General features: G+C 62.4%; 14 protein-coding genes. 8 read left to right on the forward strand and 6 right to left on the reverse strand.

What is annotated here, in order from left to right; all coding sequences use genetic code 11:
• Positions 1-123 precede the first annotated feature (123 nt).
• Both FWD29_06550 and dapE read right to left on the reverse strand, forming a co-directional pair.
• Positions 124-894, reverse strand: a complete 771-nt coding sequence (locus FWD29_06550) for a TIGR00730 family Rossman fold protein (GenBank protein ID MCL2803596.1) — start codon at positions 892-894, stop codon at positions 124-126.
• A 337-nt stretch (positions 895-1231) separates the two neighbouring features.
• The gene (dapE, locus tag FWD29_06555) at positions 1232-2305 is read right to left on the reverse strand and encodes a succinyl-diaminopimelate desuccinylase (protein MCL2803597.1); all 1074 of its coding nucleotides are present in this window, start codon (positions 2303-2305) and stop codon (positions 1232-1234) included.
• Between the two features lie 139 nt (positions 2306-2444).
• Here dapE and FWD29_06560 point away from each other — a divergent pair, with 139 nt between their 5' ends.
• From FWD29_06560 to FWD29_06570, 3 genes are all read left to right on the forward strand, one after another.
• Positions 2445-3584: a 2,3,4,5-tetrahydropyridine-2,6-dicarboxylate N-succinyltransferase gene (locus FWD29_06560; protein MCL2803598.1), complete on the forward strand. Its 1140-nt coding sequence runs from the start codon at positions 2445-2447 to the stop codon at positions 3582-3584.
• Positions 3584-4468, forward strand: coding sequence for a hypothetical protein (locus FWD29_06565; protein MCL2803599.1), 885 nt, complete (start codon positions 3584-3586; stop codon positions 4466-4468). Before FWD29_06560 ends, FWD29_06565 begins: the two co-directional genes overlap by 1 nt.
• 262 nt (positions 4469-4730) lie before the next feature.
• Positions 4731-5957 carry a HEAT repeat domain-containing protein gene (locus FWD29_06570; GenBank protein ID MCL2803600.1) on the forward strand — a complete coding sequence of 409 codons (1227 nt, stop codon included), beginning with the start codon at positions 4731-4733 and terminating at the stop codon, positions 5955-5957.
• Between the two features lie 37 nt (positions 5958-5994).
• Here FWD29_06570 and FWD29_06575 read toward each other — a convergent pair whose 3' ends face one another.
• The 4 genes from FWD29_06575 to pgi all read right to left on the reverse strand — a co-directional run bounded on the left by FWD29_06575 (position 5995) and on the right by pgi (position 9737).
• Positions 5995-6408, reverse strand: a complete 414-nt coding sequence (locus tag FWD29_06575; GenBank protein ID MCL2803601.1) for a type II toxin-antitoxin system VapC family toxin — start codon at positions 6406-6408, stop codon at positions 5995-5997.
• Entirely contained in the window at positions 6408-6665 is a 258-nt protein-coding gene (locus FWD29_06580; protein MCL2803602.1) for a hypothetical protein, read from the reverse strand. Before FWD29_06580 ends, FWD29_06575 begins: the two co-directional genes overlap by 1 nt.
• Positions 6666-7170: 505 nt before the next feature.
• Positions 7171-7974 carry a hydroxymethylpyrimidine/phosphomethylpyrimidine kinase gene (locus FWD29_06585; protein ID MCL2803603.1) on the reverse strand — a complete coding sequence of 268 codons (804 nt, stop codon included), beginning with the start codon at positions 7972-7974 and terminating at the stop codon, positions 7171-7173.
• A gap of 77 nt (positions 7975-8051) precedes the next feature.
• Positions 8052-9737 carry a glucose-6-phosphate isomerase gene (pgi, locus tag FWD29_06590; GenBank protein MCL2803604.1) on the reverse strand — a complete coding sequence of 562 codons (1686 nt, stop codon included), beginning with the start codon at positions 9735-9737 and terminating at the stop codon, positions 8052-8054.
• Positions 9738-9930: 193 nt separating this feature from the next.
• Here pgi and FWD29_06595 point away from each other — a divergent pair, with 193 nt between their 5' ends.
• The 5 genes from FWD29_06595 to FWD29_06615 form a co-directional block, all read left to right on the forward strand.
• Complete coding sequence (locus FWD29_06595; GenBank protein ID MCL2803605.1) at positions 9931-11550, forward strand: ABC transporter substrate-binding protein; 1620 nt, start codon at positions 9931-9933, stop codon at positions 11548-11550.
• 427 nt (positions 11551-11977) lie between these two features.
• Positions 11978-13024 carry an ABC transporter permease gene (locus tag FWD29_06600; GenBank protein ID MCL2803606.1) on the forward strand — a complete coding sequence of 349 codons (1047 nt, stop codon included), beginning with the start codon at positions 11978-11980 and terminating at the stop codon, positions 13022-13024.
• Positions 13024-14127 (forward strand): ABC transporter permease, encoded by a 1104-nt coding sequence (locus tag FWD29_06605; protein ID MCL2803607.1) that lies wholly within the window; start codon positions 13024-13026, stop codon positions 14125-14127. The genes FWD29_06600 and FWD29_06605 overlap by 1 nt, the downstream gene beginning before the upstream one ends.
• Entirely contained in the window at positions 14114-15781 is a 1668-nt protein-coding gene (locus FWD29_06610; protein ID MCL2803608.1) for an ABC transporter ATP-binding protein, read from the forward strand. Before FWD29_06605 ends, FWD29_06610 begins: the two co-directional genes overlap by 14 nt.
• A 190-nt stretch (positions 15782-15971) precedes the next feature.
• Positions 15972-16800 (forward strand): ABC transporter family substrate-binding protein (locus FWD29_06615; protein MCL2803609.1); only part of this gene is annotated, 829 nt, incomplete at its 3' end.

Raw genomic sequence — 16800 nt, forward strand, 5'->3', positions numbered from 1 at the left:
GTTCGCGGGCGGCGGCTAACTCGTCGTGGGCTGGCGCGGACTCCATTGACAAGTCCCAGCGGCCATCCACCAGTGCCCAAGTGGCCACGGCGGCCAGGGCCGCTAAGGCCGCTAACAGCCAGGTCATTTCGACGACATCCCGCCAGTTCGGGGCAAATGGGCGTTGGCTTCAATCGCCTCCAGGGCTTCTTCGGGGGTTTCAACCACTGTGAAATAGTCCAAATCGGCTTCGTCGATATTGCCCTGCCTGGCCACTGTGGCGCGCAGCCAGTCGATCAGGCCAGCCCAATAGTCCTGTCCCATCAGCACAATTGGGAAGCCAGAGATCTTCGCGGTCTGGACTAAGGTGAGAGATTCGAATAGCTCGTCCAGTGTGCCCATGCCGCCGGGGTAGACCACAAAGCCGTTGGCGTATTTGACAAACATGACCTTGCGGGCAAAGAAGTAGCGGAAGTCGACTCCTAAGTTGACATAGGGGTTCATGCCCAGTTCGGCGGGCAACTCGATTCCCAGACCAACACTTAGACCACCAGATTCCTGGGCTCCTCGGTTGGCGGCCTCCATGATGCCCGGGCCGCCGCCGGTGATAACGGCGTAGCCGGCTGAGGCTAGGAGCTGGCCCAGATGCCTGGCCGAGGTGTAGCCGCGCTGGTCAGGCCTGGTTCTGGCCGAGCCAAAAACCGAAATGGCACTACCAAGGTGGGCCAGTGCGTCAAAGGCTGTGATGAACTCTGACTGGATTCGCATTACCCGCCACGGGTCTGAATGCCGCCACGAATCGTCGGTGGATTCGGTCAGGAAGGCTTGGTCGGCGGTTTGGGTTGGCACCTCCCGCCCACGGTAGAAAACCGGGCCGGTGCGGTAGCCGCCGGGTGGTTCAGGTGGCAGATTCACAGGGTCAAGCCTAAACGACCGGCTCCAGGCCACCCGCCGCCACCGCTCAACGTGCCCACCGGCAACCGCAGGTTGAGTTTAGGCCAGAGAGGCCGGGGCGGCGCGCAGTTGTGGTCACGCGCCGTCTCTTGGGGCGATGCTCCGCGTCGCCAAAAGACCCATGCTCCTCGCGCCCAGCGCTCGTCAACATGCTCAATCGACTCGGTCAAGGACGCAAGCGTCCTGGCACTCGTCTCAGTCGCATGTGCCCGGAGCCAAACCCCGCCTACAACACCGAGCCGCCCCTCGGTTTCGCGAGTCCTGGGCCTGGCACGTCAGGCCGGGGCGTAGGGCGAGGTTAGGCGGTGAGCCAGGCGGCTAGGGCGGCGGTGACTGAGTCGATCTGGCTAATCGGGCAGGCCTCGTTGTCGGCGTGGGCCAAGGCTGGATCACCCGGGCCGTAGTTGACCGCCGGGATGCCCAAGGCGGTGAAGCGGGCCACATCGGTCCAGCCGTATTTGCCAATGGTCTCGCCGCCAACTAGGGCGACCAGTTCTTGGGCTACCGGGTGGTTCAGACCTGGCCTAGCGCCATTGGCTGAATCGGCCAGCGTCACCTCGAAGTCGTCAAACATTTCGGTCACCTGGGCCAGCGCCTGGTCAACCGTCTTATCCGGAGCAAAGCGGTAGTTGATGGCGACTGTGCAGGCATCGGGAATGACATTGCCGGCAATGCCACCTTTGATCATGACCGCGTTGAGCCCCTCAGGGAATTCCAGCCCATCGACCTCGACCCGAGCTGGGCGGTGGTCGATCAGCCGGTTGAGCACCGGTGCAATGCCGTGAATGGCGTTGACTCCCAGCCAGCCCCGGGCCGAATGTGCAGCTTTACCTTTGGCGGTGACGTTGATCCGAAGGGTGCCTTGGCAACCGCCTTCGATACGAGCTGAAGTCGGCTCAGTTAGGACCGCAAAATCGCCAGCCAACCAGTCCGGATGATTGGCGATGACCCGGGCCAGCCCCGAGCGGTCCATATCGACCTCTTCGTGGTCGTAGAAAACCCAAGTGACCTCGGTGCGCGGTTGGTCGATCCGGGCCGCCAAATAGGCCATGACCGCCAAACCGCCTTTCATATCAACTGAACCGCGGCCCCAAAGGTGAGGGCCGGCATCGGGCAAAACCCGGATGTCACCAGGCAAATTGTCCGCCACTGGCACTGTGTCGATGTGACCGGCTAAGACCACCCGGCCGGGAGCCGAGCCAAAAGTCCGGGCCACCAGCGTGTCGCCGTCGCGCAACAACTCGAGGTGAGGACAGGCGGCCAGGGCCTCGGCAATGGCGTCGCAAAGCGGGCCCTCATTGTCTGAGACCGACGGGGTGTTGACCATGGCCAGGGCCACCTGGGCCGGTTCGAGGGACAAATCCAGGGACATGGACCAAAGCATAGCTTTGGCGGCCCGGTCCGGCGGCTGGCTCGGCTGGCCGGTGTCCTCGAGTGCTGGCGGACAGTTTCCGCAGGCTGCCCGGCGCTGACGGAGCGCATCGGTGGCCAACCCCGTAGGCTAGGGCGTCATGACAGTCGGAGATTCGGGCATAACGGTTGGCGCCGGCCGCCGCGCCCACGGCCTAGGTTTGGCCACGGTGGCCGGGGCGCAAACCGTGTTGGAGGCCTGGTTTCCGGCACCGGCGCTGGGCCCTTTGGGTGCGGCCTGGGCCGCCGGTGAAAACACGGCCGGCGGCGGCGATGCCCCAGGTGCGGTTGGCGCAGCCGGCGCTACCAGCGGCAACGGCGCGGCCGGTGGCCCGGACCCCGGCCGGACACCGCCTAACGAGCCGACCGAACTGGTCCAGCTGGCCGGTGATGACCCGGCACCCGGCCAGATCCTGCCCGCCCAACTGGCTCAACTGGCCAGCGCCGACCCAGCCGCCTCGACCCGGCGGGTCGTGGTCGAAATCGAAATTGACCTCGACCGTCCCCCGGCCGACCCGGCTGACGCCTATCTGAGGCTGCATTTGCTCTCGCACCGCTTGGCCGAGCCCAACTCGATCAATCTGGACGGCATCTTTGGGGTGCTGCAAAACGTGGTTTGGACCTCAGCCGGGCCGTGTATTCCAGAGGAATTCGAGGCCACCCGCCTGGCTCTGAGCCTGCAAACGGGCCGGCCAGTCCAAGTTTGGGGCGTCGACAAGTTCCCGGCCATGACCAACTACGTCTTGCCGGCTGGGGTCCGCATCGCTGACGCCAGCCGGGTGCGCCTGGGCGCTCACTTGGCCCCTGGCACCACCGTGATGCATGAAGGGTTCATCAATTTCAATGCCGGCACGTTGGGCACGGCCATGATCGAGGGTCGGGTGTCGCAAGGTGTGGTGATTGAGGATGGCGCCGATATTGGCGGCGGCGCTTCGATTATGGGCACGCTTAGCGGCGGCGGCCAAGAACGCATTCGAATTGGCGCACGCTCGCTGCTGGGCGCCAACGCCGGGGTGGGGATCTCGCTGGGGCAGGACTGCGTGGTCGAGGCGGGGTTGTATTTGACTGCCGGCACCGAGGTCACCGTCATGGCCGATGCCGCCCCCCGGCTGGTCAAGGCCCGTGACCTTTCTGGGCAGTCGGGTCTGCTGTTCCGGCGGGATTCAGCCACGGGCCAGGTTCAAGCTTGGCCCCGGGCTAAGCCAACCGGTGAACTAAACGCCGCCCTGCATGACAACTGATGGCGGGGATGTCCGCTAGGCCAGACGTACAGCCCGGGGCTGGGTACCGCCGCCGCCCGGGTTTTGTCCTGGTCCTGGTTCTGGTAGCGGCGCTGGCCGTGGTGGGAGTCTTCTGGACGCTGAATTTGGGCGAGCCGCGCGGCCAAGGCTCCTTTAGGGCCATTTGCACGGCGGTAAGTGATGTCGGATCGGCCAGCTTGGAACCCGACCAGGCCGAAAACGCCGCCCTGATTTCGGCTGTCGGCCAAGCCCGGGGGATGGGGCCACGGGCGGTGACGATTGGCCTGGCCACGGCCATGCAGGAGTCAAAGTTGCGCAATTTGACTTATGGTGACCGTGATTCTCTGGGCCTGTTTCAACAGCGACCTTCACAGGGTTGGGGCAGCCGGGAGGAGGTCTTGAACCCGATCTACGCCTCAAATAGATTCTTCATGGCCCTATCCCACGTTGCCGGCTACGAGGACATGGCTGTCACCGAGGCCGCCCAGGCCGTTCAGCGCTCTGGTTTCCCCGAGGCCTACGCGGGTCACGAAGCCGCAGCCCGGTCTTGGGCCTCGGCCTTGAGCGGGCATTCGCCGGCCGCTTTGACCTGCGAATTGTGGCAGGCCACCGCGCCTGGCTCGGCCACCGAGTTGGCCCAAGTTCATTGGGACGAATGGCAAAGCGAAAACGCCCAGGTGGTTGAGAACACGGTCACCGTCACGGTGGCCGACCAAACCGCCGCCTGGGCCCAGGCCCAGTGGGCCGTGGCCAAGGCGGCCAGGCTGGGGGTCGAATCGGTCGAATTGGTGGACCAACGTTGGGACCGGTCCACCGCGCTGTGGCAACCAACCGAAGCCCCGCCCCTGCCCAACGGTCAGGTCGTTATCACCATGGCCACCTGACCAGCCCCAACACCGCGAGGCCGAAGTTCTGCACAAACTACCCCTGACCACCAGCTTCCCGCGACTCCAGGGTTTCGCACCACACCATCCACCGCGAGGCCGAGCCCTCGCACAAACCACCACTTGACCAGCCCCAACACCGCGAGCTCAAATGTCGCCTGAAAGGGTTGTGCGAAACCTCGATGTCGCGAGCCTGAGCGGTTGCCTGGCTGGTTGGTAGGTTTTCTGCCATGTACAAGTCGGGCATTGAGGCGAGGCGAGCATGAAGGGTTGGCGCGGCTGGGCCAGCGTCATCGCGGCGGCGGGTGCGGCCGCGGTTCTGGTCAAGCGGCTGATGGACGGTGAAACAAGCGTGCTGCTGGTGGTGATCGTGGCAGCGGCGTTGCTGGTCTTCGCCGCCCTAGTAGCGCTTGGTCTGCTGACAGCGGGCAAGACCACCCAGGGCCAGCTCGAAGGCACCGGCGCTTGGCGGCATCTGGTCCGCGGCTACCTCGGTACAGCCGTGGCCAAGCTGGACCCGGACGCCCCAGTTCTGATAGGGCTGGGCGACCAAGGCTTGGCCGTGTTTGACGGCTTAAAGGAATCTGAGGTGCCGGTCTGGCAGGTCGACTGGACTGAAATTGCGAGTATTGAGGCCGGCGAAGGTGAGCTGTCCGGCAGGGTTTATCCGGCTGTGGTCTTCAGCGGCGTCCAATGGCTGGTCGTGTTCTTGCCCCGAGCTCAGGGCCACAAAATGGCGCCGGCCGGCGCCGAGGAGCTCGCCAACTTGGTCGCCGAGTTCCAACTGGCCAGGCCGGACGCCCGGCGTTTGATGCAGCTGCGCCACGAAGCCGCCCATCAGGTCGAACCGGTTGGTGGGGAAACGACGATCGACACGGATGAGCACGAACCCGGCCTGACTGACGAAGACTTGGATGGGCTCGAAGATGAACTCAGAGCTCTTGGCCTGCGACTCGATGACTACTTCGAAACCCCCCACCCGGCTGTTGACCTGGACAGCGGGATCCCAATCCTGCTGAAGTGGCTGCGCCAGGCCCCGGTCAACTCCAAGATCGCCATCGCCACCACCTTGGGGCAAGTCACAGACCGTCCCGGCGTTTTCGAGGCTTTGATCGCCGAGTTCAAGAACCAGCCCTTTCCAGGCGGCGATGACGAAAGCCAGTTCCGCTTTCAGCTGGCCGGGGTCATCCTTGAGGCCTACGACGACCGGTGGTTCGCCCAGGTCGCAGAGCTGGCCCAAGACCGTCGCTATGGTCTTGACCGAGCCGGCCTGATCGCGGCCCTACAGGCCTCGCAACTCCCAGAGGCCGTCGAGGTGCTGATTTCTCAGCTCGATGACGAGGACGTCCAGATGGAAGCCATTGACGCCCTGTTGACAATTGACAGTCCGCAAGTCACCGCCAGCCTGGAGCTGGTGCTGGCAAATCCTGGGACCAGCCAGACGGTGCGCCGGGCTGCCCGCGAGGTGCTGGATAATCTGGCCAAGTGACACGGCCGGGTCGTTTTCACCCTGGCCCTTGGCCGGTCTATGCGGGGGACTCGACGCGGAGGCCAACCAGTTCTGCGGCCTCGGCCAGGCGACGGTCATAGGTGATCAGCCTGTCAGCGTTGCAGCGCAAAGCGCTGGCCAGGTGGATGGCGTCCAGGCTACGCAGGACGGGCGGGCCGATTCGCCCGGCGCTGCCAAGGATCTGGTCGTTGATTGGGACCCGGTGGAAACCGGCGGTGGCGTCCTCCACGCTGGCCCAGATATCTGGAACCGGCTGCTGGGCGGCGAATGAACGGATGGCTCGTTCGATTTCCACCCAGGCCAAAGCCGAGGTCACCAGGTGGTCGCCGTTCTCGGTGACGCGGTCGAGGCGCAGGATCAGGGCGGCGCTTTGGTCCTCGGTCCGTACCCGCTTGATCAGGGCGCTTGAGTCGAGGTAGTAGACAGTCACTAGATCCTGTCTTCCTTTAGATCATCCAGAATTTTGTTCAGCTGGCCGCCGTCATCGATTAGTCGTTCCGGGGGCGTGCGCCGGAAGGGCACTGCCGGAGGTTCGACACAATCCGGCAAGGGACTAGCCGAAGCCTTGCCGTTGAGTTTTTCGTCGACTGCCTGGGAGACGATGGAGGCCTGACTGCGACCAGTGCGACGCGCCTCCTCGCGCAGTTGCAGAGATAGCTCTGGAGTGAGTCTTAACGAGGTGGCCACTGGACTATGGTACCGCACTTGATGCAAGACTGACTCAGGGTAGAGGCAGCAGCAGAGGCACAGGCTCACCAGGCGATGTCGTTCCCGCTCCGGGGTTGAGCAATTGCCTGATCGTCGGCCTGTTCGCCGTTTCGCAGAATCGCGGTCGATGGTTGTTGCACCTGGCAGGTTGCCACCAAACGGCTGTTGCACCTGGCAGACTGCCGCCGATTGATTGTTGCGCTTGGCATGATTAGCTTCACGTCAACCTGGGGCTTTACCCAGACGGTTATGTCATCCGCAGCAGCAGAATCCGGTCAGTCTGCTCAGCGTCACAATCGACCGTGCCGATTGTGCGAGGTGTAGCAATGATCGCCCGTCGTTGTGCTAACTGTCACAATCAATACCCTTTGTCACGCCAAGTGTCGCAGCCGATCCAGGGAGGGGTTGGCTGGGCACGGTTCACCTCACCGTCGACCGCGACGGGGTTGAGGACTGGCCTGATCTAGCTGAGTGAAGCGGCCGGCTAGACGCCTTGCCAAACCGTGTCGAAGGGGGTGTGGCCAGAAACCCGGGCCACAATCCCGGCCGTGACCATCTCCTTGGCCTGGGCTACGGCCTGATGCACCGAAGCGCCCAGGGCTAGGTGGGCGGTGATAGCAGCGGCAAAGGTGCAACCAGCACCGGAGACCCGTTCCTGGCCAATCTTGGGCACCGAAAAGACTTCGATGGAGGGCTCAGAGCCGGGCACGGACTGAACCAACACGTCTACGGCATCGGGCCCGGGCAGGTCAATCCCGCCTTTGACGACTACCGCACTGGGCCCTTGCAGCAGGATGCGCCGGCCGGCCTCAGCCAAGTCATCGACGTTACGCAGCAAGTCCATCCCGGCCAGGGTCTGGGCCTCGAAATTGTTCGGCGTGACCACGGTGGCCAAGGGCAGGATCTTGGCTTTGAGGGCATTGTCAGTGTCCAAAGCGGCGCCAGGCTCCTGGCCTTTGCAGATCAACACCGGGTCAACCACCACATGGCGCCAAGCCTTCGAGGCCAGCGCCCCAGCCACGACGTCAATGGTGGCGGGTGTGCCCAGCATGCCGACTTTGACGGTGTCCAAGTCAAAGGCAGCGTTGGCGGCCTCGAACTGGTCGGCAATCACCCCAGGGTCGATTGGCACAAACCGGTGGGCCCAACCGGCCTTGGGATCGAAGGAGACAATGCAGGTGATTGTGCCCAGGCCATAGACGCCGAGCTGCTGGAAGGTCTTCAGGTCGACTTGGATGCCGGCGCCGCCTGTGGCCTCGGAGCCAGCAATAACATAGGCCTGTCTCATCTTGGCATGGTCCTTTTCTGCGCAGGGGTCAAAACAGCCTTGGCCCCATAATTCGGTTGATTGGGAGGCGCCGGGTTTCAGCGCTGCCGGGTGGCTTTGTAGTACTCGACCATGGCCTGGGATGAGGCATCAAGCCCGGCCAGGGCCTCGGCGTCACCTTTCAGCGCCGGGGTGACCTGGTTGGCCAAGGCTTTGCCCAGTTCAACGCCCCATTGGTCGAACGAGTCGATACCCCAAACGATGCCTTGGACAAAGGTGATGTGCTCGTACAAAGCGATCAGCTGGCCCATGACCTGTGGCGTCAAGGATGGCGCCATGATTGAGGTCGATGGCCGCCCGCCGGTGAAGACCCGGGCCGGCACCAGGGCTTCGGCCGTGCCTTCGGCCCGAACTTCCTCCGCCGTCTTTCCGAAGGCCAAGGCGGCAGTCTGTGCCACAAAGTTGGCCAGGAGCAGCTCGTGAACGTCCTGTTCGCCATCTTGCAGCGGCACCGCCGGGTTGGCAAAGGCAATGAAATCTGCTGGTACCAGCTGGGTGCCTTGATGGATTAGCTGGTAGAAGGCGTGCTGGCCGTTGGTGCCGGGCTCGCCCCAGTAGACCTCGCCGGTGGTGGTGGCAACTGGGCTGCCATCCCATTTGACCGATTTGCCATTTGATTCCATGGTCAGCTGCTGCAAGTAGGCCGGGAAGCGAGCCAAATGCTGGGAGTAAGGCAGCACGGCGTGGGTCCTGGCGTCCCAGAAGTTGACGTACATGACACCAAGTAGGCCCATCAGAACTGGCACGTTGGTCTCGAACGGCTCGTCTTTGAAGTGCTGGTCCATGGCGTGCAGCCCGGCCAGGAAGGACTTGAACACATCCGGTCCCAGGGCGACCGCCAAGACGGTGCCGATGGCGGAGCTAACCGAATAGCGTCCACCGACCCAGTCCCAGAAACCGAAGGCGTTGGCCGGATCAATACCGAAATCGGCCACCTTTTCTTGGGCCGTGGAGACGGCCACGAAGTGTTTGGCCACAGCTGCGGTGGCCGAATCTTTCGACGTCACCAGGTTGCGGGCCTGGAGCAGCTCCAGCAGCCAAGAGCGAGCCAAACGGGCGTTGGTTAGCGTTTCTAGGGTGGTGAAGGTCTTCGACGCGACAATAAACAGCGTGGTCTCGGGATCCAACGTGGCCAGGCAGTCGCCAATATCCGACGGGTCAACGTTGGAGACGAAATGTGCCTTGATGGGCCCGTGGAACTCAGCCAGAGCCTGGTAAACCATGGCCGGGCCCAGGTCGGAGCCACCAATGCCAATGTTGACCACATTGGCGATCGGTTTGCCGGTCACGCCCACCCAAGAACCGGAGCGGACCGCTTCAGCAAAGGCCAAGAATTTAGCCATTTCGCCTTGGACCGCGGTGTCAACGTTGAAACCGTCAAGCATTAGCGGCGGCATACCAGGAGGTCGCCGCAGGGCGGTGTGCAAGACCGAACGGTTTTCGGTCACGTTGATGACTTCGCCGCTGTACATCGCCTCGATCCGGCCGCGCAGTCCGACCGCCTCAGCCAAGTTGACTAACAGGCGAAGGGTTTGGGGTTGGATCAGGTTCTTCGACAGGTCGACCCGCAGGTCGCCGGCTGAATAGGTCAAATCGCCGGCCCGGGTCGGATTGGCCGCGAACCAGGCTCGCATGTCAATGCCACCGGTGGCGATTTCTTGGACGTGGTCACGCAACTGCTGCCAGGCTGGAGTGCTGGTCGGTTCTATTGGGCCGCTGGTCATGGCTGACACCTTAGCGCGCCTGGAGGCCACCGGCTGGGGTCAACTGCCCTAGGGCCGCCCACTGGGTAACAATTGAGCAAAGCTGCTTGCATCTGGCCCGGCGATCCTGTTACCTGTTCAAGGCCCCAAGCTGGGGTCCGATATGACTGACAGACACCCGATATGACTGACAGACAGGAGAGGACCAATCCTCATGGCAATATCGAATAAGGCCAAAGCCTCCTTGGCGCTGGTGACAGTAGCCTGCTTGGCGCTAAGCGCTTGCGGCGGATCAAAGCGCGATGAAGGCACTGCGGACAGCGGCGGAGGCGGGGGCGATCGCGCCGCCAATGCCAAGCAGATTCTGGCCGACGCCGGCGTGGCCACGCCCGTCGACATCAAGCTCCAGTACAACACCGATCACTACGGCGGTGCCTCAGACCGCGAATACGGCATGATCAAGAAACAGCTTGAGGATTCCGGGCTGTTCAAAGTTGACCTGCAATCCAACGAATGGGTCACCTACAACGAACAACGCATCACCGACTACCCGGTTTACCAGCTGGGATGGTTCCCTGATTACCCCGATCCGGACAACTACCTAACCCCGTTCTTCGAGCGCGAAAACTTCCTGGGCAACGGCTTTGTTGATGAGAAGGTAATTGACCTCTTGGCCCAGCAGCGCGTAGAGCAAGACGAAGCCACGCGGGCTGACCTGATTGTGCAGCTGCAAGATCAGCTGGCCATCGAAATGCCAACTATCCCGCTGCTGCAAGGTGCGCAACAGGCTGTCGTGGGCACGGATGTGACCGGTGTCCAAGAGACACTGGACGCTTCGTTCCAGTTCCGTTATTCCACCTTCCAAAAGGGCGGTGACCCAGCGGCCAAGGTGACCATCGGCACCACCGACCAGGTGACCAACTTGGACCCGGCCGGTTCATATGACAACGGCTCCTATTTGGTGCAGCTGAACGTCTATCCCTTTGTTATTGGTTTCCCGCAGCAAGACCCCAGGCCCACCCCAGACCTGGCCGAATCCTGTGATTTCTCCGATGATGGCGCGGCCTACACCTGCAAGATCAAGCCCGGCTTGAAGTGGGCCAACGGCCACACTCTCGACGCTGAAGACGTCAAGTTCTCCTATGACCGGCAAATGGCCATTGCCGACCCGAACGGGCCCAGCTCGCTGCTGGTTAACCTTGACTCGGTCGAAACGCCGGATCCGCTGACCGTTGTGTTCAAGTTGGTGGAGGCCAATGACGTGACGTTCCCGCAGATCCTGGCCTCGCCGGTGGGTCCAATTGTTGACAACGAGGTCTTTGACGCCAACGCGCTGACCCCGGCTGCCACAATTGTCGATGCGCAGGCCTTCTACGGTCCGTACTCGATCGCCACCTACAAGGAAAACGACCTGGTCGACTACGCCCCCAATGCTGATTACGTTGGCGTCCAGGGCAAAGCCCAAAACGGTGGCATCACCATGAAGTACTACAAGAAGTCTGAGAACATGCGGGTTGAGGTCGACAACGGCACCATTGACGTGGCCTGGCGCATGCTAACTGCCACCGACATTGCCACCTTGTCTGAGTCAGATAAGGTCAATGTGCTTGACGGCCCTGGTGGCGAGATTCGCTACATCGTTTTCAACTTTGACATCATGCCCGGCGACAACGACGACCAAAAGCGGGCCGTGCGCCAGGCGATGGCCTCGGTCATCGACCGCCAGCAACTGTCAACCGAGGTTTACCAGGACACCTACACGCCGCTGTGCTCGTTCGTGCCTGAGGGCCAGCTCGGCGCCAGCACCGCCGTTTGCGACAAGTGGGGCAAGTAGAGCGGTCCAGATAACTAGATAGCTAGGCGTCCGGCCGATGCCGTAGGGCTTGGTTTAGGACAAGCAGCCACAAGGCGCAGGGGCCGGGTAGGAATTCCTCCTACCCGGCCCTTGGCAGAGCGCTTCCAGACGCTCCGCCAAGGGCCAGCGCGGTGTTTGCTGGCCGCGTCTTCACGGCGGCCACTTCGCGGCCGCCGCGCGCGACACGCGGTATTGCGCCTTAGGGCGCTATACCAAGGGCCAGCGCGGTGTTTGCTGGCCGCGTCTTCACGGCGGCCACTTCGCGGCCGCCGCGTGCGACACGCGGTATTGCGCCTTAGGGCGCTATACCAAGGGCCAGCGCGGTGTTGTCTGGCCGCGTCTTCACGGCGGCCACTTCGCGGCCGCCGCGTGCGACACGGCGGCCTACCACTACGCTTGTCCCCCAGTGACAAAGACAAAACAGCGTTCATCAACCAGCGCACTGTTGCGCTATCTGGGCGTTCGCCTGGCGCTTCTGATCCCCACAGTGTTGATTCTGGTGACTGTTGTTTTCATGTTGATGAGGGTCACTGGCGACCCCATCACCGCCGCCCAGGGCGGCCGGCTGCCACCGGATGAGCTGGAGGCCCGCAAGGAGGCGGCCGGATACAACCGACCCATCTGGGTCCAATACTTCGACTACCTCGGTTCAATCCTGAGGGGCGACTTTGGCACCTCCTTCAAGGACGGCCGGCCAATATCGCAGGTCATTTTGACCAACGGGGCCGCCACTTTGGAATTGGTGATTTACGCCCTGATAGTGGCCTTGCTGGTCGGTATTCCGCTAGGTCGCCTGGCGGCCCGTTACCACGACCGTTTGCCAGATGTGACGATTAGGACCATTGCCGTTCTGGTCTACGCCGCCCCGGTCTTCTTTGTTGGACTGCTGCTGAAGCTGCTGTTTTCAACCTCGTTGGGCTGGTTGCCAGCCTCAGGTAGGGCTTCGACCGAAACGGTCTTGGCCTTGGACAAGCGAGGCTCGTCCAACATTATGATCATCGACGCGATCAGCTCTGGTCAGTGGGACTACATCCAAGACGTGCTCAAACACGCCGTGCTGCCCTCGTTTGCCTTAGGCCTGTTGACAGCCGGCGTGTTTATCCGGCTGGTCAGAATCAACCTGCTGGAAACGCTGAGAACTGACTATGTCACGGCCGCTAGGGCCCGCGGCGTGGTGGAGCGCCGGGTGGTGTCCAAACACGCTTTCCGCAATGCGCTCATTCCGGTGGTCACGGTCATGGGCATGGAAATCGCCTTGATGCTGGGCGGCGCCATTCTGACTGAGACCACTTTCGAATGGGACGGCCTGGGTTACCAGTTATCACAGTTCTTGCTGGCCCGGGACTTTGTCGCCGTCCAAGGCGTGGTCACCTTCATCGCCTTGATCATCGCTGCCGCCTCGTTCCTAATTGACGTGATCAACGCCCTGGTTGACCCGAGGGTGAGGTACTGATGGCAACTGAAGTGTCGACCCAGATGAACAAACGCCGGCGTATCCCGGGTCTAAAGCTGATCGCCTCAACCCATGGCCTCCAGCGCGTCATGCTGCTAATCGGCATTGCCCTGATCGCGGTCTTTTTGATCGCCGCGATTGGTGCCGATTTGCTGGCGCCCTATGCCTTCAACCAGACCCGCTTCATGGGCGAGGCCTTTGGTATGCAGCGCCCGCCTTCGGTTGACCACTGGTTTGGCACCACGGCCGGCCAGTTTGATGTCTTCAGCCGGGTTATCTACGGTGCTCGCACGGCCTTGGCCGTAGTACTGCTGGCCGTCATCCTTTCAACCCTGATTGGTGTGCCACTGGGAGTCTTTTCCGGCTATGTTGGCGGCTGGGTCGACCGGGTTCTAGTGCTGGTGACCGACGCCCTTTACGCTTTCCCGGCGCTGCTGTTGGCGATTATCGTTTCGATCGCCGTCTCCGGCGGCTCGTCTAGCGCAACTGGCGGTATCGCCTCGGCCTCGATTTCTATCACGGTCATCTTCATTCCGCAGTATTTCCGAGTGGTTCGCAACGCCACACTTTCAGCCAAATCGCTGCCCTACGTTGACGCCGCCGTGGTGGCCGGCGCCCGCCGCGGCCGGATCATGTTTGGCCACGTGCTGCCCAATGTCTCCCAGTCCATCCCGGTACTGGCCACGCTCAACGCCTCAGAATCGATTTTGACCCTGGCGGCCTTGGGGTTCTTGGGCTTTGGTATTGAACCGAACTCGGCGGCCGAATGGGGCCGCGACCTCAACCAGGCCGTAACCGAGGATCTAGCCAACGGCGTCTGGTGGACCGGGGTGTTCCCCGGCTTGGCGATAGTGCTGGTAGTAGTGGGCGTGACGTTGATAGGCGAGTCGCTCAACGACATTCTCAACCCGCTGCTGCGCACCCGCGGCGGCGCCACCACGGCTGACGAACGCGAGCTGGAGGCCGTAGTGCTCCAGGCAGCCGGCCAAGCGGCCGATGTCGCACCGTCACCGACTCAAGCCAGCCCCAGCTTTGGCGAGGGCGAAAGCCAGGGGAGTGGCGGCATCGGACAAGGCCAGGGGAGGCGAGATGACGCTACTTAAGGCCCAAGACCTAACCGTCTGCTTCCAAACCGACGGGCCGCCGGTGCAAGCGGTCAACCGGGTCAGCTTCGAGGTGGCCAAAGGCGAGATTCTGGCGATTGTGGGGGAGTCTGGTTCGGGCAAAACGGTCTCGTCCAGGGCCGTGGTCGACCTGCTACCTAAGACAGCCCGGGTTGAAGGCAACGCCCAACTCGATGACACCGAATTGATTGGCCTGGGGCGCGAGGCCATGCGCCAGGTGCGTGGGCGGCGTATCGCCATGATTTTCCAGGAGCCCTCGACCGCGCTGGACCCGGTGCGCACAGTTGGTTGGCAGATCGTCGAGGCGCTAACCGCCCACGGCGCGGTCAAAGGGCCAGCGGCCGCAGCCAAGGCGGTCGAGCTGCTCGACCTGGTTGGCATCCCCGACCCCAAGCAGCGGTTTTCGGCCTATCCGCATCAGCTGTCAGGTGGTCAAAAACAGCGGGTCATGATCGCTATGGCGATGTCTTGCGACCCTGAAGTCATCATCGCCGACGAACCAACCACGGCCCTAGATGTCACGGTTCAGGCCCAAATCTTGGATCTGCTGCATGACCTGCGTGACCGGTTGGGCACGGCCATCATCCTGATCACGCACAATATGGGCGTAGTGGCGGATATGGCTGACCGGGTGGCGGTGATGTTCCAAGGCGAAGTGGTCGAAACCGGCTCGGCCCAGCAGATCTTTACTTCGCCCACCCACCCCTACACCAAGTCATTGCTGGCGGCGGTGCCACATCTGGGCCGGCCGCGTCCGGTCTCAATGGAGCGAACCGAGCCGCCGCCGGTGGTACCTGAGCCGGTGCTCAAGGTCGAAGACCTGCGGGTGTTTTTCCCCGGGCGGATTGGCTCGCCGCCGGTCCACGCTATTGACGGTGTCTCGTTGGAGTTGTGCAAACACGAAATCCTGGCCTTGGTAGGCGAGTCCGGTTCCGGCAAAACCACACTGGGGCGCTGCGCCGTTGGCCTACTCGAGCCGACCAGCGGGTCGTTGGAGGTGCTTGGCCACGACTTGGCCCTGATTAGGGGCTCTGAGTTGCGGGCGCTGCGCCGGCGGGTTGGCTTTGTTTTCCAGGACCCAGCGGCTTCGCTAAACCCGCGACTGACGGTGGCTGGGTGTATCACCGAACCGCTGCGGGTGCACAAAGTTGCGTCCAGGGCGGCGCGCCTGGCCCGGGCCCATGAATTGCTCGATGCCGTCGAGTTGCCGCGCGCTTTCGCCTCGCGTTACCCCCATGAGCTCTCCGGTGGCCAGCGTCAACGGGTCTCGCTGGCCCGGGCCTTGGTTATGACGCCGGAGTTGGTCGTGGCAGACGAACCGACCTCGGCATTGGACGTTTCGGTCCAGGCCAAGGTGCTCGATGTTTTCGTCAACCTGCAGCACACCATGGGATTTGCTTGCCTTTTCATCACCCACGATCTGGCCGTGGTGGATTTGCTGGCAGACCGGATTGCGGTTATGCGCAGTGGCAAGTTGGTCGAGATTGGCGACCACGAGTCGGTCTTGCGCTCGCCGGTAGAGGACTACACCAAAGCACTGATCCAGGCCGTGCCGGTGCCTGACCCGGTGGCTCAGGCCCGGCGGCGCGACCAAAGGCGCGGCACGGCTAGCCGGAACGGCGCCAATTCATAACGGTCTTGCCTCGTTCCGGTAACAACTTGGTTAAGCTTGACCGTTTTGGGGCCGTTTTTTGGCCTTGGAGCAGGTCGGAGACCTTTTTGGGCCCTAGAGTATGTGACCGACAATCCTGGCGCCGGCACCTGGCACACCTAGTCTCGCCGGTCTAGGCGCCGGTCGACTACACCCAAGGGGGACAACCTTGATGATTCGCAAACGAGGCAAGGCAGCCGCGCTGGTCGCTTTCGCCGCAGCTAGCGCCTTGATGCTTGGCGCCTGCGGTGGCCCAGCCACAGATGATGCTGGCGGTGGTGGCGGCGGCGGTGGCGGCGGCGGTGGCGGCACCGTCACAGTGGGCTGGAACCAGCCGGTCTTCTCACTGAACTACGACTCCTCCAACGGTCACGCCAGTGCCAACCACCTGGTGACTTACATGACGCGAGCCAACTGGTCTTGGTATGACATTGACCTGAACCTGATCGAAAACCCGGACTTTGGCACTGTCACCAAAACCAGTGACGACCCCCTGACGGTCGAATACGCCATCACCTCTGAGGCCAAGTGGTCTGACGGCACGCCGGTAAGCGCCGTCGACATGCTGCTGAGATGGGGCGCTGTTTCGGGTCACCTCAACACCGTCGAAGTGGAGATGGATGAAGAGGGTGCTTTCACCGTGCCCGAGGGCGAGGTTTACTTTGACGCCGGCGATCCCAACGTCGGTCTGATCGAAGAAACCCCGGAGATTTCTGACGACGCCAAGACCATCACCACGGTCTATGCCAAGCCGTTCGCGGACTGGGAGTTCAACTTCATGGATACCGCACTGCCGAGCCACGTGGTGGGCAAGCGGGCGCTGGGCATTGAGGATCCAATTGAGGCGCGCGATGCCGTGGCCAAGGCCATCCAAGACAAAGACAAAGAAGCCCTGTCAAAGATTGCCCAGGTTTGGAACACCGATTTTGACATCACCGCCATGCCAAGTGGTGATGATGCCGAACTAGCCCTGTCCTGTGGCGCTTTCCTGATCAAGGACA

This window comes from Micrococcales bacterium (assembly GCA_009784895.1).
Taxonomy (GTDB): domain Bacteria; phylum Actinomycetota; class Actinomycetes; order Actinomycetales; family WQXJ01; genus WQXJ01.